Origin of the sequence: Halobacillus andaensis (genome assembly GCF_014636475.1) — a bacterium.
Lineage (GTDB): Bacteria > Bacillota > Bacilli > Bacillales > Halobacillaceae > Halobacillus_A > Halobacillus_A andaensis.
The window spans coordinates 350,715-374,160 of the sequence record NZ_BMEL01000002.1; the positions used below are offsets into that span (position 1 = coordinate 350,715).

The 23,446-nt window shown below is 41.1% G+C and carries 28 protein-coding genes and 1 riboswitch; of the genes, 16 read left to right on the forward strand and 12 right to left on the reverse strand.

The genetic code is table 11. The features are described 5' to 3' along the window. Positions 1-15: 15 nt before the first annotated feature. The 5 genes from IEV27_RS09165 to IEV27_RS09185 are packed head-to-tail and all read right to left on the reverse strand — an operon-like array spanning position 16 to position 2,862. Positions 16-1,143 carry an MBL fold metallo-hydrolase gene (locus IEV27_RS09165; protein ID WP_188377159.1) on the reverse strand — a complete coding sequence of 376 codons (1,128 nt, stop codon included), beginning with the start codon at positions 1,141-1,143 and terminating at the stop codon, positions 16-18. Between the two features lie 39 nt (positions 1,144-1,182). Further along, on the reverse strand, positions 1,183-1,743 hold the full coding sequence (locus IEV27_RS09170; protein WP_188377160.1) for a sulfurtransferase TusA family protein: 561 nt from the start codon (positions 1,741-1,743) through the stop codon (positions 1,183-1,185). 19 nt (positions 1,744-1,762) lie between these two features. Continuing rightward, a complete protein-coding gene (locus IEV27_RS09175) occupies positions 1,763-2,050 on the reverse strand; it encodes a rhodanese-like domain-containing protein (protein ID WP_188377161.1) in 288 nt (95 codons plus the stop codon). Between the two features lie 17 nt (positions 2,051-2,067). Next, positions 2,068-2,547, reverse strand: coding sequence for a DsrE/DsrF/DrsH-like family protein (locus tag IEV27_RS09180; RefSeq protein WP_188377162.1), 480 nt, complete (start codon positions 2,545-2,547; stop codon positions 2,068-2,070). A 57-nt stretch (positions 2,548-2,604) separates the two neighbouring features. Beyond that, positions 2,605-2,862 (reverse strand): metal-sensitive transcriptional regulator, encoded by a 258-nt coding sequence (locus IEV27_RS09185; RefSeq protein WP_188377163.1) that lies wholly within the window; start codon positions 2,860-2,862, stop codon positions 2,605-2,607. A gap of 137 nt (positions 2,863-2,999) precedes the next feature. Between IEV27_RS09185 and IEV27_RS09190 the strand changes: the two genes are divergently transcribed. After that, positions 3,000-3,722, forward strand: a complete 723-nt coding sequence (locus IEV27_RS09190) for a DUF421 domain-containing protein (protein ID WP_229735046.1) — start codon at positions 3,000-3,002, stop codon at positions 3,720-3,722. Between the two features lie 28 nt (positions 3,723-3,750). Here the strand turns inward: IEV27_RS09190 and IEV27_RS09195 are convergent, their stop codons facing one another. Then, positions 3,751-4,134: a DUF302 domain-containing protein gene (locus tag IEV27_RS09195; RefSeq protein WP_188377164.1), complete on the reverse strand. Its 384-nt coding sequence runs from the start codon at positions 4,132-4,134 to the stop codon at positions 3,751-3,753. A 181-nt stretch (positions 4,135-4,315) separates the two neighbouring features. Between IEV27_RS09195 and IEV27_RS09200 the strand changes: the two genes are divergently transcribed. The 5 genes from IEV27_RS09200 to IEV27_RS09220 all read left to right on the forward strand — a co-directional run bounded on the left by IEV27_RS09200 (position 4,316) and on the right by IEV27_RS09220 (position 9,978). Then, positions 4,316-5,053 carry a Cof-type HAD-IIB family hydrolase gene (locus tag IEV27_RS09200; protein WP_188377165.1) on the forward strand — a complete coding sequence of 246 codons (738 nt, stop codon included), beginning with the start codon at positions 4,316-4,318 and terminating at the stop codon, positions 5,051-5,053. A gap of 232 nt (positions 5,054-5,285) precedes the next feature. Next, positions 5,286-6,437, forward strand: a complete 1,152-nt coding sequence (locus IEV27_RS09205) for an acyl-CoA dehydrogenase family protein (RefSeq protein WP_188377166.1) — start codon at positions 5,286-5,288, stop codon at positions 6,435-6,437. A 19-nt stretch (positions 6,438-6,456) separates the two neighbouring features. After that, on the forward strand, positions 6,457-7,611 hold the full coding sequence (locus IEV27_RS09210) for a thiolase family protein (RefSeq protein ID WP_188377167.1): 1,155 nt from the start codon (positions 6,457-6,459) through the stop codon (positions 7,609-7,611). 3 nt (positions 7,612-7,614) lie between these two features. After that, positions 7,615-8,382, forward strand: a complete 768-nt coding sequence (locus tag IEV27_RS09215; RefSeq protein WP_188377168.1) for a 3-hydroxyacyl-CoA dehydrogenase — start codon at positions 7,615-7,617, stop codon at positions 8,380-8,382. Positions 8,383-8,424: 42 nt separating this feature from the next. Continuing rightward, positions 8,425-9,978, forward strand: a complete 1,554-nt coding sequence (locus tag IEV27_RS09220; protein WP_188377169.1) for a fatty acid--CoA ligase — start codon at positions 8,425-8,427, stop codon at positions 9,976-9,978. 159 nt (positions 9,979-10,137) lie between these two features. Here IEV27_RS09220 and ligD read toward each other — a convergent pair whose 3' ends face one another. After that, complete coding sequence (gene ligD, locus IEV27_RS09225; protein WP_188377170.1) at positions 10,138-11,904, reverse strand: DNA ligase D; 1,767 nt, start codon at positions 11,902-11,904, stop codon at positions 10,138-10,140. 100 nt (positions 11,905-12,004) lie between these two features. Between ligD and ku the strand changes: the two genes are divergently transcribed. From ku to IEV27_RS09250, 5 genes are all read left to right on the forward strand, one after another. Then, positions 12,005-12,847, forward strand: a complete 843-nt coding sequence (gene ku / locus IEV27_RS09230) for a non-homologous end joining protein Ku (protein WP_188377171.1) — start codon at positions 12,005-12,007, stop codon at positions 12,845-12,847. A gap of 104 nt (positions 12,848-12,951) precedes the next feature. Then, entirely contained in the window at positions 12,952-13,131 is a 180-nt protein-coding gene (locus tag IEV27_RS09235) for a hypothetical protein (protein WP_188377172.1), read from the forward strand. Then, entirely contained in the window at positions 13,124-13,723 is a 600-nt protein-coding gene (locus IEV27_RS09240) for a Fic/DOC family protein (protein WP_188377173.1), read from the forward strand. Before IEV27_RS09235 ends, IEV27_RS09240 begins: the two co-directional genes overlap by 8 nt. Positions 13,724-13,810: 87 nt before the next feature. Further along, on the forward strand, positions 13,811-14,770 hold the full coding sequence (locus tag IEV27_RS09245) for a pyridoxal-phosphate dependent enzyme (protein ID WP_188377174.1): 960 nt from the start codon (positions 13,811-13,813) through the stop codon (positions 14,768-14,770). Positions 14,771-14,796: 26 nt separating this feature from the next. Next, entirely contained in the window at positions 14,797-16,485 is a 1,689-nt protein-coding gene (locus IEV27_RS09250; RefSeq protein WP_188377175.1) for a PucR family transcriptional regulator, read from the forward strand. Between the two features lie 439 nt (positions 16,486-16,924). On the opposite strand, the gene IEV27_RS09255 is transcribed toward IEV27_RS09250, so the two are convergent. After that, positions 16,925-17,458, reverse strand: a complete 534-nt coding sequence (locus tag IEV27_RS09255; protein WP_188377176.1) for a DUF3221 domain-containing protein — start codon at positions 17,456-17,458, stop codon at positions 16,925-16,927. A 112-nt stretch (positions 17,459-17,570) separates the two neighbouring features. Beyond that, a riboswitch (TPP riboswitch) is annotated at positions 17,571-17,679 on the forward strand. A gap of 88 nt (positions 17,680-17,767) precedes the next feature. Here IEV27_RS09255 and thiW point away from each other — a divergent pair. The 5 genes from thiW to thiE are packed head-to-tail and all read left to right on the forward strand — an operon-like array spanning position 17,768 to position 21,175. Next, positions 17,768-18,262 (forward strand): energy coupling factor transporter S component ThiW, encoded by a 495-nt coding sequence (thiW, locus tag IEV27_RS09260; protein ID WP_188377177.1) that lies wholly within the window; start codon positions 17,768-17,770, stop codon positions 18,260-18,262. Positions 18,263-18,294: 32 nt separating this feature from the next. Further along, positions 18,295-18,984, forward strand: coding sequence for a thiaminase II (gene tenA / locus IEV27_RS09265; RefSeq protein WP_188377178.1), 690 nt, complete (start codon positions 18,295-18,297; stop codon positions 18,982-18,984). Beyond that, positions 18,981-19,799 carry a bifunctional hydroxymethylpyrimidine kinase/phosphomethylpyrimidine kinase gene (gene thiD, locus IEV27_RS09270; protein WP_188377179.1) on the forward strand — a complete coding sequence of 273 codons (819 nt, stop codon included), beginning with the start codon at positions 18,981-18,983 and terminating at the stop codon, positions 19,797-19,799. The genes tenA and thiD overlap by 4 nt, the downstream gene beginning before the upstream one ends. Beyond that, entirely contained in the window at positions 19,784-20,554 is a 771-nt protein-coding gene (gene thiM / locus IEV27_RS09275; protein ID WP_188377180.1) for a hydroxyethylthiazole kinase, read from the forward strand. The genes thiD and thiM overlap by 16 nt, the downstream gene beginning before the upstream one ends. Before the next feature lie 3 nt (positions 20,555-20,557). Further along, entirely contained in the window at positions 20,558-21,175 is a 618-nt protein-coding gene (gene thiE, locus IEV27_RS09280; protein WP_188377181.1) for a thiamine phosphate synthase, read from the forward strand. Between the two features lie 74 nt (positions 21,176-21,249). On the opposite strand, the gene IEV27_RS09285 is transcribed toward thiE, so the two are convergent. From IEV27_RS09285 to IEV27_RS09300, 4 genes are all read right to left on the reverse strand, one after another. Next, a complete protein-coding gene (locus tag IEV27_RS09285; protein ID WP_188377182.1) occupies positions 21,250-21,570 on the reverse strand; it encodes a CHY zinc finger protein in 321 nt (106 codons plus the stop codon). A gap of 30 nt (positions 21,571-21,600) precedes the next feature. Further along, positions 21,601-21,831 (reverse strand): hypothetical protein, encoded by a 231-nt coding sequence (locus IEV27_RS09290; protein WP_188377183.1) that lies wholly within the window; start codon positions 21,829-21,831, stop codon positions 21,601-21,603. Positions 21,832-22,125: 294 nt separating this feature from the next. After that, positions 22,126-22,323, reverse strand: coding sequence for a hypothetical protein (locus IEV27_RS09295; RefSeq protein WP_188377184.1), 198 nt, complete (start codon positions 22,321-22,323; stop codon positions 22,126-22,128). A gap of 25 nt (positions 22,324-22,348) precedes the next feature. Then, positions 22,349-23,377 (reverse strand): DUF2332 domain-containing protein, encoded by a 1,029-nt coding sequence (locus IEV27_RS09300; RefSeq protein WP_373868086.1) that lies wholly within the window; start codon positions 23,375-23,377, stop codon positions 22,349-22,351. Positions 23,378-23,446 lie beyond the last annotated feature (69 nt).

The window sequence follows — 23,446 nt, forward strand, 5'->3', positions numbered from 1 at the left end:
TTTGCGTTTATTGTTTTATCTAACCGCACAACGGTTAGGTCCAATCTCCATTTCGCGCTGTTCTTCTTCATCTGGAGAGATTTTCCCCATGTTTGTTTCTCTAATTTCTTGATAAGCATTTGGTTGAGGCGGAAGATTCTCCGTTACCATTTTGCGAAATTCTGTTTCATCTTCAATGTTTAAACCATGGTTGTTAGAAAACAATGTTCCTAGCTTTTCTGCTACTGTTCCATCCTCGTTAAGTTCATCCATAATCATAAAGTGAGCAGGTAGTACAATCAGTTCGTCAGAAAGCTCTTTGTAACGAGCGTAGAGTGTCTCACGTAGATCTTTTACCCAGTCTTCTGCTTTACCAGCTAGGTCGGGACGTCCAATCGAATCAATGAATAGAATGTCGCCTGAAAGAAGGTATTGATCATCGATGACAAATGAAGTAGAACCAATTGTGTGTCCTGGTGAATATAATGCGTGAATTGCGATCTCCGCATCTCCAACCTTCACGGTTTTATTATCTTCTAATGGTGCGTAGTTAAACGTTACTTCACCAGCATCTTTCGGCGGAAGCCAATAGGTGGCTCCTGTTTGTTCAGCTAATTTACGACCACCTGAAATGTGATCGGCATGCAAGTGAGTGTCGAAAGCGTGAGAGATTTTAGCTCCTTTTCCTCCTGCAAAACGAGTATAAATGTTAGTCATACGCGTAGCATCTATGATCGCAGCTTCTCCATTAGAGATGACCATATAAGAAAGACATCCTTTACCGATTCGTACAAATTGGAAGAGCTCTCCGCCATCGTTTAAGTCAGCAACTTTAACGGGCTCTAGATATTCACTCCAAGCTTTCATTCCACCTTGTAAATAGGAAACATTTCTTCCTTCTTCAGAAATCATTTCTGCAACCATCACAGAAGATCCTTCTTTTGCACAAACTACAATTACATCTTGGTCGGCAGGCAGTTGATCAAGGATCTCCTCAACACCGTCTAGTAGATCAAAATAAGGGATATTTAAATACGTTAAGCTTTTCCCTTCAATTTTCCAGTCTTGAAAAGCATCTTCATTTCTAACATCTAAAATAAATAGTGGTTCATTGTTTACTATTTTTTTAGTGACTTGCTGAGCAGTCATAGCATTTACAGTCATTATTTATTACCCCCTAAGGTATTATTTTGTTTAAAAAAATTAGTTGGATTTTGTGGTTTCTCCTGACCAACCGCTCATTCCTGGTACAACATTGTAGACATGGTTATAACCTTTAGCTGCTAACTTTTGCGCTGCCATGTCGCTGCGGTTTCCTGTGCGGCAAACCACATAAATATTCTTCGTATCATCAATTTCACTCATACGTTCATCTAGTTCACCAAGAGGAATAGACTTTGAACCTGGAATATGGCCGAAAGCGTACTCCGCAGATTCACGCACATCTAAAACAATTGCATCCTCACCTAGAGATTGAAGAGCATCATTATCCACCACGTGAGGGTGCTGCTTTTCTTGTGAATCTTCGTCACTTGATTTGCGAATATAATGGCTTAGCACATCATTTTCTTCAGTAGTACCAAGGTATTGATGTCCTGTTTTTTCAGCCCAAGCTTTAATATCAGCGGTAGAGCCTTTGTCTGTAGCTTCTACTTTAAGCACTTGACCTGCTTCGAGATTTTTAATGGTCTTCTTTGTCTTCACAATTGGCATTGGGCAAGCGAGTCCCTTTGCGTCCAAAACTTCATTTGTTTTAATATCCATATCTAATTCCTCCTTAGATTTATTCGGTTGTTCCTTCGTAATTCATCATTCCGCCATCCACGTTAATGACATGATAGCCTTGACCTTCAAGGAACTGTGTAGCCTGACCGCTGCGTCCCCCAGAACGACAAACCATAACGTATTCTTTTGATTTGTCTAACTCGTTCATACGAAATTCTAGAAGCCCTAGAGGTATATTTTGCGCTCCAGGTATCTTGCCAGCTGCCACTTCATCCGTTTCTCTTACGTCTATAATGTTTAACTCTTTATGCTGATTTTCTACTTGTTTTGCTGTCATTGTTTTCATACTAGTCATAATCCTCCTTAAATGAATAGGTTTACGTTACCGTCTTCTGCTTCTCCTAGATAGGCGGCAACTCCTGCATACTCAATATCTTCGAGTAACTCTTCTTTGCGAAGTCCAAGTAAATCCATCGTCATCGTACAAGCGACTAAGTTCACTTCTTGCTCTTGAGCCATTTCAATTAAATCAGGCAAAGGCATGGCATTATGCTTTTTCATGACATCTTTAATCATCTTCGGTCCAAAACCGGCGTAATTCATTTTAGAGAGCCCCATCTTATCTGCTCCGCGAGGCATCATTTTGCCAAACATCTTTTCCATAAAGTTTTTCTTCACGGCTACGTGACCATCTTTACGTAATGCATTTAATCCCCAGAACGTATGAAAAATAGTTACTTCATGATCATACGCTGCTGCTCCATTAGCAATAATGTAAGCAGCCATCGCTTTATCGTAATCTCCACTGAATAAAATAATGTTCGTTTTCTTTGTTTCTGACATATTCATCATCCTCCTAATATACTTATACACCTAAGGGTATTATTTGTTTCAAAAAAATTAGCGGCTTTTTACTAATAATTGTACAGCTTCGTTAATGGATTCTTCTTTTGTCTCTTCATCTTGAGCATCTTGAATGCATTCAACCAGATTGGAACTTACGACTAATCCGATCGTGCGGTCAAGTCCACTGCGTGTAGCTGAAAGCTGGGTGATGACATCTTTGCAATCTTTACCCTCTTCCATCATTTTTAGCACACCTCGCAGCTGGCCTTCCATTCGTTTTACTCGGTTTTTTACTGAGCTGTTGTATTCCATATGGTAAACCTCCTTGTGTTTGGAGTTTAATTTTTTCTAATGAATAACAGTACATGACTTATAATATACCCCGTTAGGTATAATGTCAACAGTTAAAACAAACTTTTTTGGAAAGCCTAAAGCTGAGGTGATATTTAGTGGATATATTTATCGATGCTCTAAAAGTGCTAGGTAGAATAGTAACCATCCTTCCACTTCTTCTAGTAGTCGGATTGTATATGGGCAAGCGTTCCATAGGAGAACTTCCTGTTTTTGATTTTCTAGTCGTATTAGTTCTTGGTTCCGTTGTGGGAGCAGATATTGCAGACCCAAGTATTGATCATATTCATACCGTAGTAGCTATGGTTGCGATTGCTTTATTGCATCAATTCATTATTTATTTGAAGCTGAAGAGCCGAAAGGTTGGTAAATTACTTACGTTTGAGCCTACAGTAGTTATATATAATGGGAAGTTCCTTTATAAAAATATGAAAAAAGTGCACTATGCCATTGATAATATTGCTCAAATGCTAAGGGAGAAGAGTGTATTCACGATCCAGGATGTTGAAATTGCCGTTGTAGAAGCGAATGGACAACTATCCGTAAAATTAAAAGGAGAAAAAGAGTGGGCTACAAAGGGAGACGTGGGTGGGAAGATCTCACGAGGTGAGTATGATGTTCCCATTATCTTAGATGGAGAACTTCAGGAGGAGATGTTAAAAAGGTTAAACAAAGATGAGGGTTGGATTCAAGAACAATTAGCAAAGCATACAATTAAGGATATAAAAGAGGTTTTCTATGGAGCTCTAACGCCATCAGGAAAGTTTGTATATTCGACTAAAGTAGAAAAGGATGATGTAATTCCCCCAATTGAACATTAAAAAAGAGGGGCTGCATAACCCCTCTCTATTACACGCTCTTATCCATGCAAGTGATTAAACGTTCTTCAATATCCTTAGCCAGTGATTCAATCGTTTCATCATTTACCATACTGATGAGTGCCGTAGGCTTAGGCATACCAATTTTGGTTGTCCCCTCATCATCATATACAACCATTTTACACGGTAAAAAATAACCAGCCATTTGGTTTTCACTTAAGACTCGTTGAGCTTCTTTAGGGTTACAAACTTCTAATACTTTATATTCTTTATTAAAATCTAGACCTTTTTCTTGGAGTTTATCCTTAATATCAAATGTCCAAAGTACACCGAACTGTTCCTCTTTCAGGCTGGCTTCAAGACTTTCAACAGCTTCTTCGACTCCTTTATTTGTCGAAACTGTGTAATCAAACATAATCATCCTCCTTATAGTTTAGGGTTCCATACGTAATATACCCTCATAAGTATTCAATTAATCAGTAAAATGGTAGAACTTTTGTTTTCTGTTATCTATGAAAAAGATTAATCATAAGCCTGTATCATTTCATTCATTTATATTAGAATAAGGGGAGCAAATGAGAGGACGTGAGACAATCATGAAAAAAGATATAAAACTAATCGCACTAGATATGGATGGCACTTTATTAAATACAGAAGAAGAAGTATCAGAAGAAAACTTTAAAGCTATTCAAAAAGCAAAGGAAAAAGGAATTCATGTAGTGCTAAGCACGGGTCGTTCCCTTGACCGCTGCAGAGAAATCGCAGAATCACTTGGACGCTCTTCATTTATTGTGACGATCAACGGGGGAGAAATATATAATCATCAATTTGAATTAGTCGATCAGACACTATTGGATTCGAAGTTGGTCGAACGTCTATGGGAGCTTCGTCAGGAACATGAAGTGCATTATTGGTCGACGACCGTACAAGGACAATTCAATAGTACACAGAACTTTGACAAAGAGGTAAGCGACTATGACTGGTTGAAGTTTGGCTTTGATATTGAAGATGATGAAATTAGAAAAGTTATTTTAGATGAGCTTTTAAATAATGAAGCGTTAGAGATTTCAAACTCCAGTCCAACGAATATCGAAGTAAACCCGGCGGGAGTTAATAAAGCAGCTGCCCTTCTAAAAGTGTGTGAACGCCTGGACATGAAGATGGAAAATGTGATGGCGGTCGGTGACAGTTTGAATGATTTAGCGATGATTAAAGAGGCAGGAATTGGTGTAGCCATGGGCAATGCTCAAGAAGATGTCAAGAAAGCTGCAGCGTGGGTCACAAATACGAATGATGAAAGCGGAGTAGCTAAAGCGATTGAGATCGTATTATAATTCATCTGGGGCATAAGTTCTTGAGCTCCAGCATAATATAGTACTACCCTACCTAAAGTCTCCTCCTATACAAAAAACACGGACCTTCATCCTATGATGAGGTCCGTGTTTTTTTCTTATTGAAAACGCTTACCAAATTTAAGCAGGAATTTGAGTTGGAGGCACGAATTAATAGTAAGTGAGATATTTTGAGCTTTTATATATCTGAAAATTCTGTAAAAGGTGGTTCGTTATGAAAGCTGCTTACTTAAAGGAAGAACATGAGATGCTTCGTACCTCCTTAAAGAAATTTCTTGAAAAAGAAGCCTATCCTTTTTTCAATGAGTGGGAAGAAAAAGGGGAGGTTCCACGCTCGTTCTGGAAGAAGCTTGGAGAGCAAGGGTATCTGTGTCCTTGGCTTGAAGATGAATTTGGAGGCTTTGGAGCAGACTTCGGATATTCGGTTGTTATTAACGAAGAATTAGAAAAAGTAGGGACAGGTCTTATTGGAATAGGGTTACATAGCGATATCGTTGTGCCTTACTTATCTCATTATGGAACAGTTGAGCAGAAAAAGAAATGGCTGCCTAAGTGTGTAACTGGTGAGTTGATTACAGCAGTGGCCATGACTGAGCCTGGAGCGGGATCTGATTTAGCGAGCATACGAACGAGTGCCCATCTTGATGGGGACCACTATGTGTTAAACGGAGAGAAAACTTTCATTACGAATGGTGTGCACGCCGATTTAATTCTTGTGGTTTGTAAAACAGATACAAACGTTCAACCTTCTCACCGCGGGATAAGTCTTTTAGTCGTTGAGAGAGGGACGAAGGGGTTTTCAAGAGGGAAGAAATTAAAAAAAGTAGGATTGTATAGCCAAGACACAGCAGAATTAATTTTTGAAGATGCCAGAATACCACAAGAAAATTTAATAGGTGAAGAAGGGAAGGGCTTTTATTACTTAATGGATCAGCTTCAGCAAGAACGGTTAATTGTTGCGATAGGAGGAATCGCAGCGAGTGAGCGGATGCTTGAGCTTACCATTGATTATGTAAAAAATAGAAAAGCTTTTGGGCAGTCTATAGCTTCTTTTCAAAACACGCAATTTAAGTTAGCTGAGCTACAGACGGAAGTGGAAATCGGAAGGACTTTTTTAGACCGGACCATTCAGTCCCATATGAACGGTGAAGGTGTAGAGAAAGAAGTATCGATGGCTAAATGGTGGATAACCGACCTTGTCAAAAAGGTAGCCAGCTCTTGTATGCATTTACACGGAGGCTATGGATATATGGAGGAGTATGAAATTGCCAGAAGGTTCCGAGATGCACCTGTTACAGCCATTTATGCAGGGTCGAATGAAATCATGAAGTCAATTATAGCAAAGAAGATGGGACTAGGTAAGTGAATAGTTAGGAGGAATAGTAGTGAATGAAGTAGTTATCGTAGAGGCCGTGCGCACTCCTGTAGGAAAAAGAAACGGTTTATTAAGTGATATTAGGGCAGATGAATTGTTAGCAAAAGTGTTACGGGAAATAGTGGATCGTGTTTCTTTAGACCCAAGTCAAGTAGACGATGTCATTGCTGGATGCGTCTCTCAAGTAGGGGAACAAGCAGGGGATGTGGCTCGTGTAGCAGCTCTAATTGCAGGCTTTCCTAAGGAGGTCCCTGGAGTGACGATTGATCGACAATGCGGCTCAAGTCAACAAGCCCTTCATTTTGCTTCTCAAGCCATAGCAAGCGGGGATATGGACATTGTCATTGCTGGAGGAGTAGAAAGCATGTCCAGGGTTCCTATGTTCTCAAATATGAAAGGGTCAGAGTACAGTGATAAACTCACCGATCGGTATGAAATTATAAATCAGGGACTATCAGCTGAAAGGATTGCTGATCATTGGAAGCTGAGCCGTCGTGATCTTGATGAATATGCGGCCAGCAGTCATGAACGAGCTTTACGTGCAAGGGAAGAAGAGCGTTTTGATAAAGAAATAATGGCAGTAGAAGCTAAAGATAAACAAGGTTTGCCGATTATGATGCAGCACGATGAGGGGCCGCGTCCAGGTACAACGGCTGATACATTAGCCGAGCTTAAGCCTGTTTTTAACGAGCATGGGGTAATTACAGCAGGAAATGCAAGTCAAATTAGTGATGGTGCGTCAGCGGTTCTTTTAATGTCTCACAATAAAGCGGAAGAATTAGGGCTTCAACCAAGATGCCGAGTAGTTGCTCGTTCTGTAGTTGGCTCTGATCCAACATTTATGCTTACGGGTCCCGTGCCAGCTACTCACAAAGTATTACAAAAAGCTGGTCTTAACCTTGCTGATATTGACTTATTTGAAGTAAATGAAGCTTTTGCTCCTGTTCCTTTATTTTGGCTGAAAGAGACAGGTGCTGAACGGACCAAACTGAACGTAAACGGAGGCGCTATCGCATTAGGCCATCCTTTAGGCGCGACAGGAACTAAATTACTGACAACCTTAGTTCACGAATTAGAAAGAAGTAAAGGTCGTTATGGTCTTCAGGCTGTCTGTGAAGGAATGGGGATGGCCAATGCAACAATTATTGAGCGACTGGAGGGATAGAGGGTGGATCCAAAAGATATTGTGGCAGTGGTGACAGGCGGTGCCTCAGGTCTAGGGGAGGCAGCGGTTCGAAGCATTGTCGAACAGGGAGGTAAAGCAATCATAGCAGATGTGAACGCTGAGAAAGGTGAGGCACTATCAGAAGAGCTTAATGAATCAGCTGTATTTTACCCTTTAGACGTTACAAATGAAGAGCAAATTAAAGAAGGGCTTACCAAAGCTGCTCACCATTTCGGATATATCAATGCCCTTGTAAATTGTGCAGGCATCGTTATTGCAGAGAAAGTTTCGGGAAAGGAAGGATCTCATCGTTTAGATTCTTTTCAGAAAGTCATTGAAGTTAACCTCACAGGAACCTTTAATATGATACGACTGACTGCCGAAAAAATGATAGGGAACCAATCGAATGAAGAAGGAGAACGGGGAATTATTATTAATACGGCATCAATTGCGGCCTTTGATGGTCAGATAGGACAAGCCGCTTATAGTGCGTCTAAGGGTGGAGTTGCTAGTATGACGCTTCCTATATCAAGGGAATTAGCGCGCTTTGGTATACGAGTAATGACGATAGCCCCTGGATTATTTGAAACTCCGATGTTTGACGTCCTTCCTGCTGCAGCTAAAGAGGCTTTAGGAAAGTCTACCCCTTTCCCAAATCGCCTTGGCCAGCCTCGGGAGTATGGCAAACTTGCGTTAAGCATAATAGAAAACCCTATGTTAAACGGGGAGGTGATCCGGCTTGACGGAGCGATAAGGTTGCAGCCGAAGTAGGAGAGGGAGACGACTAAAAAATAAAAAGGGAGAGGTTTAGGTATGGGACCAACATTAACGAGTATGTTTGAACAAACCGTAGCCAAGTATCCAAATAAAGAAGGGTTAGTTGATCTGCGTTTAGGAACAAGGTGGACATACAGCGAATGGGATGAAGAGGTAAATAGGCTGGCCAACACGCTTCTTGCCGAAGGGGTAGAAAAAGGGGATCGAGTCTCCACTGTACTATTTAATACTGCAGAATTTGCAACGACGTTGTTTGCTTGTATGAAGATTGGGGCCGTCTTTAATCCCATTAATTTTCGTTTAACTGCTCAAGAAATTGATTACATCATCAATGACGCTGACCCTAAAGTCGTTATCTTTGAAAAGGCTACGGCAGCCTCCGTTAAAGGTATTGCTGCTTCCCTTCCTCATATTACGTTCTGGTCGATTGACGAGAGAGAGCTGGAATATGCTGAACATTATTACCGTGCGATTGAAGGGGCTCAAGCAATAAGGCCAAATGTTGAGGTGGACGAAGATGACCTTTATGCCATTATGTATACTTCGGGTACAACAGGGGCACCTAAAGGGGTTCTTCACACGCATAGAGATATGGTAGATCAGGCGCTTATTTTAACCGCCACCTTAAGATTAACCCCTGAAGATCGTGGGTTGAGTGTCGCTCCTTTGTTCCATTGCGCTGAACTCCACTGTACGTTCTTTCCAAGGATTATGGTAGGAGCAACAAATATAATTCTCCATCATTTTGACCCTAAAGCTATGATTGATACCGTTCGCGAAGAACAAATATCTACGATGTTTGCCGCTCCTACGATGTGGAACATGGTGCTCCAGGAAGAATTCAACCAAGATGATTTTGCTACACTGCGCCAAGGGTTGTATGGAGGTGCACCAATGGCACCTGCATTAACCACTCGTTTGCATGAGGCATTAGGTGTTCAACTGCTCCAAGCTTACGGAATGACTGAAATGGGGCCTGCAATAACGGCGCTGCTAGAAGATGAACAGATTTCAAAAGCAGGATCGGCGGGGAGAGCCCTTATTAATCATGAGGTGCGCGTAGTAAGAACAAGGGAAGATGGACCTGCAGATCCTGAGGATGTTTGTGAGCCTAGAGAGCTTGGAGAAATTGTGGTACGAGGCCCAAGTACGATGAAGGGATACTACAAGCGGCCTGAAGCAACCGAAGAGGTTATGTTCAAAGGATGGTATCACTCCGGCGATATAGGGTCATTCGATGAAGAAGGGTATTTATGGGTAAGTGATCGAGTGAAAGATATGATTATATCAGGTGGAGAAAACATTTACTCAAGGGAAGTAGAAGATGTATTATTTGATCACCCTCTTGTCGTCGATGCGGCAGTCATTGGAGAGCCTGATGAAATGTGGGGGGAACGAGTAGTTGCTTACGTTGTCCCTAAGGAAAAAAGCTTAACAGAGGCAGACTTAGAAGAATTCTGTACATCCACCAATCGGTTGGCTAGGTATAAGCGGCCAAGACGCTATGAATTTGTAGATGAGCTTCCGCGGAACGCTAGCGGCAAGCTGCAGAAATTTAAACTGAGAGAAAGCCAGGGCACTCGAACATAGGAAAAGAAGCAGGCTGCGACAAAACTGAATAAGGCATAATATAATCCGAACGATTTTATTAAAATCAGTTCGGATTATTTATTTGTCAAGAAAGGAAGTTACCATCGCTCCGCAAGGAAACTTATACTCTTTAAGGTTTCTCTACAAGCTGTGAAGAAGTTAGAGCTTCTTCATTGTTTGAATTGGCTGCAAAGGTCTTACTTCATCGTACGTTTGAAATGGACAACCAAGAGTTTGTACACGATTGATCACATTCGTAATCGTAAAAGAGTAAGGAGTCAAGCTTTCAGTTAGTTCTTTCCAGTATAAAGGAGTAGCCACGCTGGCTTCCTTAGTAGCGCGAGCAGAATAAGGGGCGATGATCGTTTTTCCTTCTGCGTGCTGTACGTAGTCGATATAGAGACGGTGACCACGCTTTTTCTTTAAGCGTTCGACGGTAAATAGATCAGGCTTTTCTTTTACAAGGAGCCGGGCTAACCGTTCAGTGAATTGTCTAGTTTCATCATAATTCATTTCACCTTCTACAATGGGAATGTGGATTTGAAGGCCTTTGTTTCCCGAGGTCTTCACGAAGCTGTATACCTCTAGCTTGTCGAGTAAATGTTTTAATAGCTGTGCTGCTAAAACAGCTGATTGAAACTCCTCACGAGAAGGAGGGTCTAAATCAAATATGATTTCATCCGGAACACTTGATAATGCTTTTTGAAAAGGGAGGTGGAACTCTAACGCTCCTTGGTTTCCCAGCCATAATAATGGCGAAAGCTGGTCTGCCCTTAATGAGATTTCTCCATCCTCCTCAGACCAACCTGTAATATAGTCAGGCGCATAGTCAGGTTTATGTTTTTGGAAAAAGGACGTCTGAGCAATACCATCAGGATAACGGATAACGGTAACTTTTTTGTTAGAAAAGAAGGGCAGCATATAAGGGGAAATGTGCCGCAAGTAAACTAAGTAATCTTCCTTACGAAGTCCATTAGGCCATAGTTGCTTGTTCGTATTAGTAAATTCAACTTCGTCAGGAAAAAGGGAGAGGCTCCATTGCAGTTTCTTTACTGTACAATCTGACGCCTCTAAGTCAAAACGGAAATCTTTAAACATAGGTTCTCTTAATTCTCCATTTTGAGCTTGTAAACAATCAATATCTACACATACTCCTGAATCAATTCTCCAGTTTTGTCCTTTTTCTTTAAAAAACGTACGCAGTGTTTTAAATTGTTCATCATCTAGTCCGTGTTTAACATGGCCGAGCTTTGAGCGCTGTTCTTCGTTATAGACTTCAGCTGTAAAGTAGTCGTTTTCTGGGTTGTATTCCGTAAGAAAGCCAGAAATGGTACGCCATAATTTAATTTTCAACCATTCTTTAGAACGTTTGCTATACGTATAGAGGCTACTTTTACGTTTAGCTACTATTCCTTCTCCAAGGTAATCAAAAACAATCTTATGAGCAGTATTCCAGTCTTGAAATGCTTCTACAACCTTTATCCTTGATAGGTTCATTCTTTTGATGAATTCTTTAAGCTTTTTCCTTCTCGCTAGATAAGAGTCGCCTGTAGTCTCTTTTTCATGCTTGATCAAATCAAAAGCCATGAATGTGACAGGGCGCGTAGAAGAATGCTCCTTAATCTTCTCTTTGTTTTTTAGTCGCCCGCGAGTCTGCAATAAATCAAAATTGCCTTGATAAGGGTTGTTTAAAATCACGATCTCCCCATCTAAAATAAAATCCTTTATAGGAGGGCGCTGTCGTTTAAAGTCATCAATGATTTCTGGGAATTGCTCAGATAAATTCTTCCCGTTTCGACTGATTAACTGAAGATCGTCCTCAGTCCCTATGAGAAACGCACGAAAGCCATCATATTTTATTTCATAGACCCACTTACTACCTTCAGGGATTTTTTCAGATAGGGTGGGGAGCATTGGTCTATTCATCTTTATCACCTGCTTTATACTCAATAGTTTAAGCGATATGAGAGAGCTTAATCATAATTTCTTATTCGAGGTGCATGCTATGAAAAAAGGAGTGGGAACAATGCACACGATGTGGAAAGGGACCATTAGTTTCGGGCTTGTCAATATCCCCATTAAATTGCATGCTGCGACAGAAAATAAAGACATTAAGCTAAGGCAGTTGCATGAAGAATGTAAGTCGCCTATTGAATATAAAAAGCGCTGTCCTGTTTGTGATAAAGAAGTAGCTAATGAGGAAATCGTCAAAGCTTATGAGTATACGAAGAACAAATTCGTCGTACTAGATGCGGAAGATTTAGAGAACTTAAAGAAGGAACAGGAAGATAAATCTGTAGAAATATTGGATTTTGTAAAACTAGAAGAAATTGATCCTATTTATTTTGAACGCAGTTATTTTATGTCGCCTAATGATGGCGGAACAAAAGCCTATGGGCTTCTGCGCCAAGCGCTAAGTGATACAGGTAAAATTGGGATCGCTAAAATTATCATCCGGTCAAAGGAACAGTTAGCCATCGTGAGAGTGTATCAAAACACACTAGTTATGGAAACGATTCACTTCCCGGACGAAGTTCGTAACGTAGCAGATGTTCCTAACGTACCTGAGCAGACGGAGCTAAGTAAAAAAGAAGTAAGTACGGCGATTACGCTCATTGATCAGCTCACGGCTGAATTTGAACCTGAGAAGTATACGGATGACTATAGAACAGCATTGATGGAGCTCATTGAAGCGAAACGGAATAATGAAGAAGTAACAACGTCTAAACCGAAATCTCCACAAGAAAATGTTTCGAATTTAATGGAGGCATTAGAACAATCATTAGAAAGTACAAAGGAATCGAAAAAGATCTCTCCGAAAAGAAAAACGGCAGCCAAAAAATCAACTCGCAAAAAGAAGACATCCTAAACAAAGACCTTGCTGTGTAGCGATTTGTCGAACTATAACCCTGTATTTATCCAACGTTTTGTAGTATAATAATAATAGATCATTTCGGTCGGAGGGTTGTTTAGATGAGCGTTCGTACGGATGAGCAAGCAGAAAGTCTTATGCAGTCTGCTAAGGCTTCCATGGCTATAGAAGGATTGGATTTAAGTCAACGTGAAGAAAGCCTCGTTAAAAAATGTTTAACAGGCTCGATTACGCATAAAGAATTTTTAAAGCGGGCTCTGGAATTGTCGCGCCATGCCTAGTTCAAGGTATGGGAGCGGATCCTCCCGCTATTGTTATCCAGGCACGTCGGTCCTTATTAACCATTACGATATTATGGATGACCGTCAGCTTCAAAGTATGGAAAACATATTAGCTACTCAACGATTGTCTGAGATGCAGGCCACCCCGGTGCAAGGAGATTTTGATTTACGGCATTTGCAAAAGATCCATGAGAACATCTTTAAAGATTTATATCCATTTGCCGGAGAATTAAGAAGTGAAAATATCACAAAAGATGGGTTCACCTTTGCACAGGCGCAATTTATACGTGAAGCCGCTTTAGAACTCTTCTCCCAGCTTTTAGAAGAAGATTGGGATGGTATGAATAAGGAACAACTTGCTGCTCGGGTAGCCCACTATATGGCAGAAATAAATGTACTTCATCCTTTTCGTGAGGGAAATGGGCGGAGTCTGCGTGAATTTATACGCTGTCTCGCCCTAGAAGCGGGATATTTCATAGATTGGGCAGCAGTACCTAAAGAACAAGTACTTAAAGCGTCTATAGAATCTGTAAGAGATCCTGCTTCATTAAAGAATGTTATTTTTGAATCACTAAGCAAAATTAAAGAATGAGGTCGTACGGTCGTACGATCTTATTTTTTATGATATATTATCAGAAAAATCTGAAACCAAATGAAATGGAGTAGAGGAGGGGGAAGTATGGAGAATTCGATAAGCTTACGTTCCGTATTTAAAGCAAAACAACGCATTCAAGACATCATTACAGAAACACCGCTTATCTATTCAGAGCAACTATCAAAAGAAACTGGAGATGAGGTCTACCTTAAGCTAGAAAACCTTCAACCGACAGGAGCGTTCAAATTAAGAGGGGCGGCAAATAAGATACTCTCGCTTACCTCAGAAGAGAAACAGAAAGGGATCACCACCTTCTCTACAGGCAACCATGGGATTGCCGTAGCCTATGTAGCGAAACAGCTTGGTATTCATGCTACAGTTTGTATCTCCAATCGTGTCCCGAAAGAGAAAGTAAACCGTCTAGAACGATTAGACGCAACCGTTGAGATAGTCGGTGAAAATCAGGATGATGCAGAAGTTTTTTGTTACGAGCTTGAAAAAACAAAAGGCTTAAGTGTCATAAAACCATTTGATGATTTACATGTGATTGCTGGGCAGGGAACCATTGGCCTGGAAATTCTTCATCAGCTCCCAGAGGTGCAGGATCTTGTCATTCCTTTGTCAGGAGGAGGGTTACTATCAGGTATAGCTTACACGTTAAAATCAATAGCTCCTGACATAACCATTCAAGGTGTGACGATGGAAAAGTCTGCGGTTATGCATGAAAGCCTCAAACGAGGAGCACCTGTCGTGTTAAATGAATCGGACACCTTAGCAGATAGTCTACTAGGCGGTCTTGGTCCCGATAACAAATATACATTCTCTTTAACAAAAAAATATATGGATGAGAGCGTTCTGATCTCTGAAAAAATGATTGAAAAAGGAATCGTTTTTATGATGGAATATCATAAAATGATTATAGAAGGTGCAGCTGCAGCTGGAATTGGCAGGGTTATGCAAGAAAGGAATGGAGATGGTCGCTATGTTGTCATTGTGGTTACTGGAAACAATGTCGATCATCAAACGATTAAGAATTTAATGTAGAGATTAGAATGTAATGGGGTGGTAGGATGGGCATACCTGTAAAAGACGTTTTGCAATTATCTGTATTAAAGCCAGCGAGAGTACTGGCGGGGGAACCCCAAATGGAGAATAGGGAAATTGAATGGATCTCCGTTATCGAAACTCCAGTGGAAAACTTTGTAAGGAAGAACGAATTCGTTTTAAGTACAGGAATTGGCTGCAGTGAAGACCCTGTCGCATTAGAGAGCTATGTTCAAGATGTGATTAACTCGGGGGCTTCTGTTCTTGCTTTTGCAACAGGCCGACATATTTATAAGATTCCGGATCGAGTGATTAAAGCTGCTTCCAAGCATGACTTTGTTTTATTAGAGCTCCCATGGGAAGTCAGATTTGGTGATGTGCTCCATGACGTCCTTCAGGAAATAAGCAGACAAAAGCAAGCCGAGCAGCAACGGACAGAGGAGATTAGACAAGAGCTAATTAACTGCGTGCTTAATGGAAAAGGTCTGCAAGAGATTATGAAGATCGTTTATGAAAATACTGCCATTCCTGTTGCGATTAGCGATCATAATAAACTCGTACGTGCGAATTACTATTTTGACCAACATATGATTCAAGTATTAAATGGAGAGGTCGAAGGAGACTACCAGCTCATTCCATCTCATGAAACACCTTTTAAAGACCATCCACTGTATCACTATATCGAAGAGTATCAAATCGGGGCGAATTACTGCTATCAACTTACGATTTTGTCCAATTATAAGAAACAAGGGTATTTACTGTTTAAACCCGAATCAGAAGACGAGCTTACATGGTCCAACTTAAATATTCTGGAGCATGCTCTTACAGCATGTGCCCTTTATTTTGTAAAAGAAAATGCAATTGAAATGACGGAAATTCGTTTGAAGGATAATTTCCTGCTTGATTTAGCCAAAACCGATATGGAAATGGATAAACAACTTCAATCGAAGGCCCAATTACTTGGATATGATTTAACAAAACCGTACATTTGTCTCGTTGGGGAAATTCGGTTTACGAAAAAAGTCGATGATCATATCGGAACGCCGGACCAAGCGGTTATGTCTTCCTCTATGCATAGTCGAAATTACTACATTCAGAAAGAAGTGGCGCATGCTGGAGATGTCTTAAAAAGGCGAACGATGGCAACTTTTGAAGATGGAGAAGTTATTGTTTTCCTTGAGGCAGATAAACGACCATATATGGAGACCGCCAATCAGTTTCTCGATTTAGTCGAACGACGCTTAAATGAATTACTGGCGGGGATAAATATTTCCTGGGGAATATCCATGCATAAAGATGGAATTTATACCTTTCATAAAAGCTACAATGAAGCAGTCACAGCCTATAATATCGGGCGTCAACAGCATGAAATAGGAGAGCGGACATTTTTTAGTGATACGCGGATGAATCGGCTGTTAATGGCCCTTTCTCATGAGAAAGAAATAGAGCAAATTGTTAAAAATACATTGCATAAACTGATTGAATACGATCAAAAACGACAAACTGACTTAATTCATACCTTTATTGTCTATAACAAATACAATAGTAATGTCAGTCAAACAGCCCGGGCTTTAAATTTACATCGTCAATCCTTACTCCACAGATTGCGTAATATTGAGCAATTGACAGGCTTGTCTTTATTAAATGCTGATGATATGTTTTTGCTTGAATTAAGTGTGCGGCTCTGGATGTTAAAGAAAGTAGACGGAGAATAAAATTAATCTACACTATAAAGGTAAATATATGACGTGCCGAAAATTAATCAAACTTCCTATCTTAGCCCTCCGGGGTCACACCTTATTCGTCTCTCCCATTGGAGTGTCGCCGTTACCTAAAGCCCTTTTTCGATAAAGGCCATTAGTGAAAATAACGGATAAGTCTTGTCCTAATGGCTTCAAGACTTTCAGGACATTCGTTATACGAGGGTTCCGTGCGCCTGATAATAAAAAAAGGAACGGACAAAGTGATGACTCCTGCGGGATGAGCAGGCAGGAGAGGCCCCGGAGATCGCATCGGGGAGACTTTCCGTCTTGCCCCGCGGAAAGCGCCACTTTTTCCTGTTCCTTTTCTCCCGATTCTAATGGTTGAACCATGAGATACGATATCTACAGTTCTCCAAGCTATTTTCGACAGCCTAAAGAGAAGAGTTCTTATTTATTGTTGTTCTTCAAAATTTTCATCTGGAACAATGACTTTCTCGCTTCCGCTTTCAGTAACGGTTGAACGCATTTTCACTACCCACTCATCTGATTCCTCTTCATAGGTTAATGACTCTACAGCTAGAGCATTTCCACGGTCTACCTCGGTTAAGGCTGTTGCTAAAGCTTGGGCTTCATTCATATCAGCACCATCAGGCTGATCTGTATCTACTACTGTTACTTCTCCAGCTTCTCCCTGCATGGGAGTAGATTCAGCTACAGGACCGTCAATGGTTACCTGCACCTTTTTACCTAACCACATGTCTTTGTCTACTCCTGAAACCCATATCGGCTCTCCGCCATTTGGTTCAATTGTATCGACCACTAAAATACTCGTTTCATTTTGATCCATTACATAACCTGAATAGGTTGTGGTTTCTTCTTGTGTCTCGTCAGTAGAATCACTGCTAGATTCGTCACTTTCTTCCACGTCAGTCGTTCCACAGGCGACCATAACGATTAAAATGAGTACCCACCATTTTTTTCTCATTGATTTTGTCTCCCTCGCATGTACAAGATGTAGTTAATTCAAATATTACACCCTTCTCCATGACAAAAACAAGAAGCTTTGTTATGATGAAGGGAACCAAGCAAATATTTACAGTAACTACTAGGGGGGCCCGAATGGGCTGAGAGGAGAGCATAAAGCTTTCCGACTCTTATGCACCTGATCTGGTTAGCACCAGCGGAGGGAAGTAGTCAGACGATTCGTCTATTACTCTACCTATACAAGTCAGGTCCTCTTAGAGGATCTGACTTTTTTGTGTTCGGCCCTCTAACTTAGGAAGGGAGGAAACAAATGAATCGAACGCGTTTACTTACGACAATGGCTGTGTTTGTAGCCATAGGAACCATAGGAGCTCAGCTGTTATGGTTTCCTGCAGGAGTGGCTAAAGCTTACCCTGTCCAACATGCCGTCAATGTGATGGCAGCCATTACATTAGGTCCCATTCCAGCTGTTGCGATTGCATTTATGATTGGCCTGCTTCGAAACTTGCTAGGTTTAGGGACGCTGCTCGCTTTTCCTGGAGGTATGATCGGAGCCTTGCTTGCTGGATATTTATACAAGTGGACGAAAAAATCAATGGCTGCGGTTTCAGGAGAAATGGCAGGATCCGGTATGATCGGTGCATTATTCGCCGTACCATTCGCCCATATTTTAATGGGAAGTTCAGCTGGAGCCTTTGCATTTTTACCTTCTTTTTTTGTGAGCAGTATCAGTGGATCATTGCTTGGGTGGTTCGTTGTGACGCGCTTGAAACAGGCTAAACCAATTACTCAATTAGACTATTAACCATGCAAGATTCCAAAAAGGAGGACGAACGTATGAGTTTCACAGAAACTTTAAGACGGGAAAACACAAATATATTCGAAGCTATATTTAATCATCCATTTGTTGATGGGATCGGTAAAGGGGAAGTGCCTCACGATTCAATTGCTCACTACATTAAAGCTGATTATGAATATTTAAATGCATTTATGCACATCTACGGAATTGGAATTTCAAAATCAACCAACCGCAAAGATATTGAATACTTTAACGAACAAGTAGGTTTCATTTTAAACAGTGAAACACATCCTCATCAGAACTTTTGCGATGTCATCGGCGTGGGGTACGATGAACTGCACGGTTATCCATTACCGCCTACAGCTGATCATTATGTAAAACACATGATGTACCACGCCCAGATGGGAGGTTTAGGTGAAATTTTAGCTGCTATGCTGCCTTGTCCATGGACGTACCTTGAAATTGGTCAACATTTAATGAAAAAGTATCAGCCCACTCCAGATGATACGTTCTACCCATGGATCAAGTTTTATGCAGATGAGGAATTTGAAACGCTGTCAGAAGCTATGCGAAAGCGACTAGATGATCTGGCCGACCGTGCGTCAGAAACTGAGCGTCAACGTATGAAAGATGCTTTTCGAAAAAGCTGTCAGCTCGAACTGAAGTTCTGGGAAATGGCGTACATTTGTGAAGAGTGGCCTCAAGGGGAAGGAGTGAATCAAAGATGAACAAGGTTAATACGGCGTTAACCATTGCTGGCACAGATCCCAGCGGAGGTGCAGGGATACAGGCCGACTTAAAAACATTTCAAGAATTAAAAAGTTATGGAATGAGTGTGATTACTTCTGTAGTTTCTCAAAATACGACAGGGGTAAAAGATGTTCATCATCTGCCTGTAGATTTCATTAAAAGTCAATTAGAAGCGGTGTCGTCAGATATGCCTATTCATGCGGTGAAAACAGGAATGATCTCAAATATGGATATGATGAAAGTGATCGCTGAGTGGATTCCGAATGTTTCAGCCCCTTACGTTATGGATCCTGTTATGGTCGCCACAAGCGGTGACGCATTAATTGAAAAAGAATCACGAGGATTTTTACGTGATCATCTTCTTCCTTTGGCAGCCATCGTTACACCAAATATCCCTGAAGCTGAATTTATACTAGATGAGAAAATTAGTAATGAAGAAGATATGAAGGAAGCAGCCAAGCAAATTTGCACGAGATTTGGTGCCGGGGCAGTACTAGTAAAAGGAGGGCATTTAAAAGGGGATGCCATTGACTATTTATACGACGGATCCACTCTGCACGAGTTTAAAAATGAACGTATAGATACCACAAATACCCACGGGACAGGCTGTACGTATGCAGCCGCTATTACGGCTTATTTAAGCCAGGGTATCCCTTTAGATAAAGCTGTAGAACAAGCGAAATATTTTGTGACGGAAGCCATTCGTCATTCTTTTGATCTTGGAGAAGGAAGTGGACCGACCAATCACTTTGCACTACGTGAGGAGGAAACGAAACAATGGCTATCAAGCTAGTGAATGAAGTGCGTGAGAAGAAACCGTTGATTCATAATTTAACAAATGAGGTGGTTATGAATTTCAGTGCTAATGGATTGCTGGCTTTTGGTGGGTCTCCTATCATGGCAGTGGCTGAAGAAGATTCGGCAGATATCGCCAAGATTTCCAATGGGGTGTTAATTAACATTGGCACGTTAACAGAACCTCATCTTCGTGCCATGATTCTTGCGGGAAAAGCGGCCAACGAAAATGGCGTTCCAGTTGTGATTGATCCAGTGGGTGTAGCAGCAACCGCCTATCGTACGGAAGCATTTGAACGTATTGTGTCAGAGGTTCAACCCACAGCAATTAAAGGAAACGTAGGAGAAATGGCTCACCTTGTGGGGATTTCTTTAGAAACAAAAGGTGTGGATTCAATTGGAGAAGGAGACCCTCAGGAAATCGCCAGAGAAGTTGCTGCTAAGTATACTACCATTGCGATTGTTACTGGTGAAGTGGATGTAGTTAGTGATGGAGAGGAGATTATGACAAATGAAGCAGGCCATGAATGGCTGGCAAAAGTGACGGGATCTGGCTGCTTGTTAGGGTCGATAGTGGCAGCTTGTCTGTCAACTTCAGGCACTCCTCTTGAGCAAGCCTACGCCGCAGTGAGGTTTTATGGATTAGCTGCTGAAAAAGCCTCTCGTCATACAAACGTGAATGGCCCTGGTACATTTGCTGTGCGATTTATTGATGCTTTATCCATGGATCTAACGAAGTTGGAGGAGGGCTAAGTCATGGACCTTAGCAAGAAATTAAGAAAATATTTAATTATGGGCAGTCAAAACTGCCCCCGAGATCCAATCGAGATTCTAAAAGAAGCTATATATGGTGGCATTACAGCATTTCAATACCGGGAAAAAGGGCCAGGATCACTAGAAGGCGAAGCAAAGTTAGAACTTGGCAAGAAATTTCGCGAGCTTTGCCGGAAGTATAATGTGTTGTTTATTGTAAATGATGACAGCGCATTGGTGGAGCCTCTCGATGCAGATGGCATTCATGTAGGTCAGGACGATGTTGATGTGGAAGAGCTGAGAACCCTTTTCCCAGAGAAACTCATTGGGCTGTCTATTTCGAATGAAGAAGAGTTACTGGGAAGTTCGATTGAGGCAGTGGACTATTTGGGAGCGGGTCCGGTCTTTGATACATCTACGAAGGTGGATGCAAAGGAGGCTGTAGGTGTGGGATGGATTGAGAGAGTTAAGCGTCTCCACCCTGAAGTGCCGCTTGTTGGAATTGGTGGTATTACAGTAGAGAATGCCTCTGAGGTGATAGAGGCGGGGGCAGATGGTGTATCGGTGATTTCTGCCATTACGGATGCAGAGGATGTACCTAAGGCGGTGGAGAAGCTTTAAGCAGAAGATATAAAAAATGCTTATAGAATAAGAATTTTCTATAAGCTGTAGAAGGTCCCTGGCCAGGGACCTTCTTATGTTTCAAAGTAAAGAGGAAAGTGAAGGCTGCATTTCTCATTGAAGGGGTGGCTGCAGGTAGGACATGATCGGCTATTCATATAGTCGTGTATCGTGAGCTCGTGTTGGCAGCTGCCGCACAAGATGGCGTGTTCACCTTGTTCTTCCTTAGGCCATTTTGTAGCGGAATGGTTGACCATTTCTTTGTGGCAGTAGTAGCAGGCATAGTAATTATTGCAGCAGTGAAATTTAATGGCGATAATATCCACTTCGCTATGGTAATGGGCACAGCGGGTTTGCGAATCGAGCTGAATGCCTTTAACTTTTGATGGGGTCATGGGTATTCCTCCTAATCGGTTCATGGGCCATTATGATACGCGCTTTTCTAAAGCTTGCGAAAAAATATAAGCCAGGATAGCGGATAGTAAAGAAATGAGGAAAGGCACCAATGATGCTTGCCCAAAGTTCTCCGTTGAGGCAAGGGCGGTATTTACAGTGAAGTTCGTCTGATGATTCATTGTTAAGATCAACCCTGACGTGAGGTCTAAAATGATATAAAGCAAGGAAAAGCTAATGAGAAAAGTTATGTATTTTTTCATTTGATTGATCCTTTCTGCAGTTATTTGGGTAAGTGTCTTTCTAGTCTTATGTAGGAAAAACCTTTATAAGCTAATGGGATCACAGCAAGTACAAGAAGAAAAATTTTTAAACCTTCTGCAAGGAATGGCCAAATGGTGCAAAAGAATAAAGCTAGGATAGAAATGAAATTCCCTGAAAAACCGTTGATAGGCTGGATACTTACTATGAATGTTTTTGCGCCTTTTAAATCTTTGGCATAACAGTCTTCATCTCTAACATGAATTTCTTTAAGGCATTTCTAACAATGAACGGATTTAGAAGTTGCGCTCATTCCTGTATACCTCTTTCATAGTTCTTTTACTGAATAAAGATGAGATAAGAAGAATCAGTCCGACTAAACCTATTCCAAATTCAATATAGTAGAAATCCCCGTCCCTAAGCAAGCGGATGATAAACTGTCCACCAAACAATCCTGTTAGCAGCAGTCCAAAGAATAATCCTGCATTTTTCATGATTCTCTCCTCCTTACTATCTTCTTTATTGGGTGATTTCCCAAGTAAACCACCTTCCATGGCCGTCTGTTTCTCCAACGACGTATTCCTCTCGCCCTTTATTTACGAATAAATCTAAATGAAGTTTCGTATCCGCGATATTATTGTACAAATGAACCACATTCCTTTCACGTCCAATCGCTTCTATGTGATCAAGTAGTTTTTCCTTTGCCGAGTCCTTCATTTGATTGGCTACATGGGTATGAAAAACACATAAAGTGGAGCCCTTAGGTATTTTACGTGCTATGGAAGGGAGCAGCTCAACACCATCTCCTTCAATTAGCTGCATCGGTGATTGCTTGACGGTTTCTGCTGTTTTTAAGAAAAGCTCTCTTCGTTCAGAATGCTCAGGCCAAATCAAAGCGTTCAGCCATGCCAAATCTTCTCGGTTATTCATATCGTTAATGTGCAGGTCGATGCCATATCGGTCGTTGATGGGTGGAGCATGAAGTGGCAGTGTAGGTATGTTCTCTCCTTTAATAGTAGATCTTATATGAACGTTTGTTCTTCCATTTAGAATCATTCTCTCACTGTTATAGCTGTAATTATAGCGGTCCCAATTGAGTTGGAAGCCGGCGCTTGTTCCTATTTCTATTAGCGTGAGCGGCTGTTTGGTTTTTTGATATACATAGGAGAAACAAGGGTACAAATAAGCGCAGCGTCGCACTTCGTTCGTTTGCACGAGTTTTGTTTTTAAGAGCATCTTAATCTCTTTTTCATGAGCTCGACAGAAGTGTTTAAATGCTGGAAAAGCATCTTCTTCTGAAGGTTGAGCCATGATGCTGGGGTAATAGTTTCTTAATGGATGACTCCCCCCATTTAGTAAAAGACAGTGCACACTGGCTAAAAGTAAGTTTGCCGCAGGTTGTTCTTTTCTGGTGTAGGAGGCGAGAGATAGAATAAAGTGGTCCTTTGCGATTTGAGAAGACAAATAGCTATATAAAGGACTTGATCCACTTTTTGCTTCCTGAGAAAAATCTTTAAACGTTTTGACCAAGTGCTCCATTGTTTCCACCTCATTTTTAAATATGGAATTTTATACCTTAAGCGTAACAATAAGATCTAATAGGGGCTAGTATTTAAT

Excerpts from the sequence above, each read along its gene's own strand:
- IEV27_RS09285 (WP_188377182.1), bottom strand. The coding sequence starts at position 21,570 with ATGACCCCATCAAAAGTTAAAGGCATTCAGCTCGATTCGCAAACCCGC.
- ku (WP_188377171.1), top strand. The coding sequence starts at position 12,005 with ATGCACACGATGTGGAAAGGGACCATTAGTTTCGGGCTTGTCAATATC.
- IEV27_RS09205 (WP_188377166.1), top strand. The coding sequence starts at position 5,286 with ATGAAAGCTGCTTACTTAAAGGAAGAACATGAGATGCTTCGTACCTCC.
- thiW (WP_188377177.1), top strand. The coding sequence starts at position 17,768 with ATGAATCGAACGCGTTTACTTACGACAATGGCTGTGTTTGTAGCCATA.
- IEV27_RS09200 (WP_188377165.1), top strand. The coding sequence starts at position 4,316 with ATGAAAAAAGATATAAAACTAATCGCACTAGATATGGATGGCACTTTA.
- IEV27_RS09290 (WP_188377183.1), bottom strand. The coding sequence starts at position 21,831 with ATGAAAAAATACATAACTTTTCTCATTAGCTTTTCCTTGCTTTATATC.
- thiE (WP_188377181.1), top strand. The coding sequence starts at position 20,558 with ATGGACCTTAGCAAGAAATTAAGAAAATATTTAATTATGGGCAGTCAA.
- IEV27_RS09165 (WP_188377159.1), bottom strand. The coding sequence starts at position 1,143 with ATGACTGTAAATGCTATGACTGCTCAGCAAGTCACTAAAAAAATAGTA.
- IEV27_RS09220 (WP_188377169.1), top strand. The coding sequence starts at position 8,425 with ATGGGACCAACATTAACGAGTATGTTTGAACAAACCGTAGCCAAGTAT.
- ligD (WP_188377170.1), bottom strand. The coding sequence starts at position 11,904 with ATGAATAGACCAATGCTCCCCACCCTATCTGAAAAAATCCCTGAAGGT.
- IEV27_RS09240 (WP_188377173.1), top strand. The coding sequence starts at position 13,124 with ATGCCTAGTTCAAGGTATGGGAGCGGATCCTCCCGCTATTGTTATCCA.
- tenA (WP_188377178.1), top strand. The coding sequence starts at position 18,295 with ATGAGTTTCACAGAAACTTTAAGACGGGAAAACACAAATATATTCGAA.
- IEV27_RS09175 (WP_188377161.1), bottom strand. The coding sequence starts at position 2,050 with ATGAAAACAATGACAGCAAAACAAGTAGAAAATCAGCATAAAGAGTTA.
- IEV27_RS09235 (WP_188377172.1), top strand. The coding sequence starts at position 12,952 with ATGAGCGTTCGTACGGATGAGCAAGCAGAAAGTCTTATGCAGTCTGCT.
- IEV27_RS09295 (WP_188377184.1), bottom strand. The coding sequence starts at position 22,323 with ATGAAAAATGCAGGATTATTCTTTGGACTGCTGCTAACAGGATTGTTT.
- IEV27_RS09195 (WP_188377164.1), bottom strand. The coding sequence starts at position 4,134 with ATGTTTGATTACACAGTTTCGACAAATAAAGGAGTCGAAGAAGCTGTT.
- IEV27_RS09185 (WP_188377163.1), bottom strand. The coding sequence starts at position 2,862 with ATGGAATACAACAGCTCAGTAAAAAACCGAGTAAAACGAATGGAAGGC.
- thiD (WP_188377179.1), top strand. The coding sequence starts at position 18,981 with ATGAACAAGGTTAATACGGCGTTAACCATTGCTGGCACAGATCCCAGC.
- IEV27_RS09170 (WP_188377160.1), bottom strand. The coding sequence starts at position 1,743 with ATGGATATTAAAACAAATGAAGTTTTGGACGCAAAGGGACTCGCTTGC.
- IEV27_RS09255 (WP_188377176.1), bottom strand. The coding sequence starts at position 17,458 with ATGAGAAAAAAATGGTGGGTACTCATTTTAATCGTTATGGTCGCCTGT.
- IEV27_RS09180 (WP_188377162.1), bottom strand. The coding sequence starts at position 2,547 with ATGTCAGAAACAAAGAAAACGAACATTATTTTATTCAGTGGAGATTAC.
- IEV27_RS09245 (WP_188377174.1), top strand. The coding sequence starts at position 13,811 with ATGGAGAATTCGATAAGCTTACGTTCCGTATTTAAAGCAAAACAACGC.
- thiM (WP_188377180.1), top strand. The coding sequence starts at position 19,784 with ATGGCTATCAAGCTAGTGAATGAAGTGCGTGAGAAGAAACCGTTGATT.
- IEV27_RS09250 (WP_188377175.1), top strand. The coding sequence starts at position 14,797 with ATGGGCATACCTGTAAAAGACGTTTTGCAATTATCTGTATTAAAGCCA.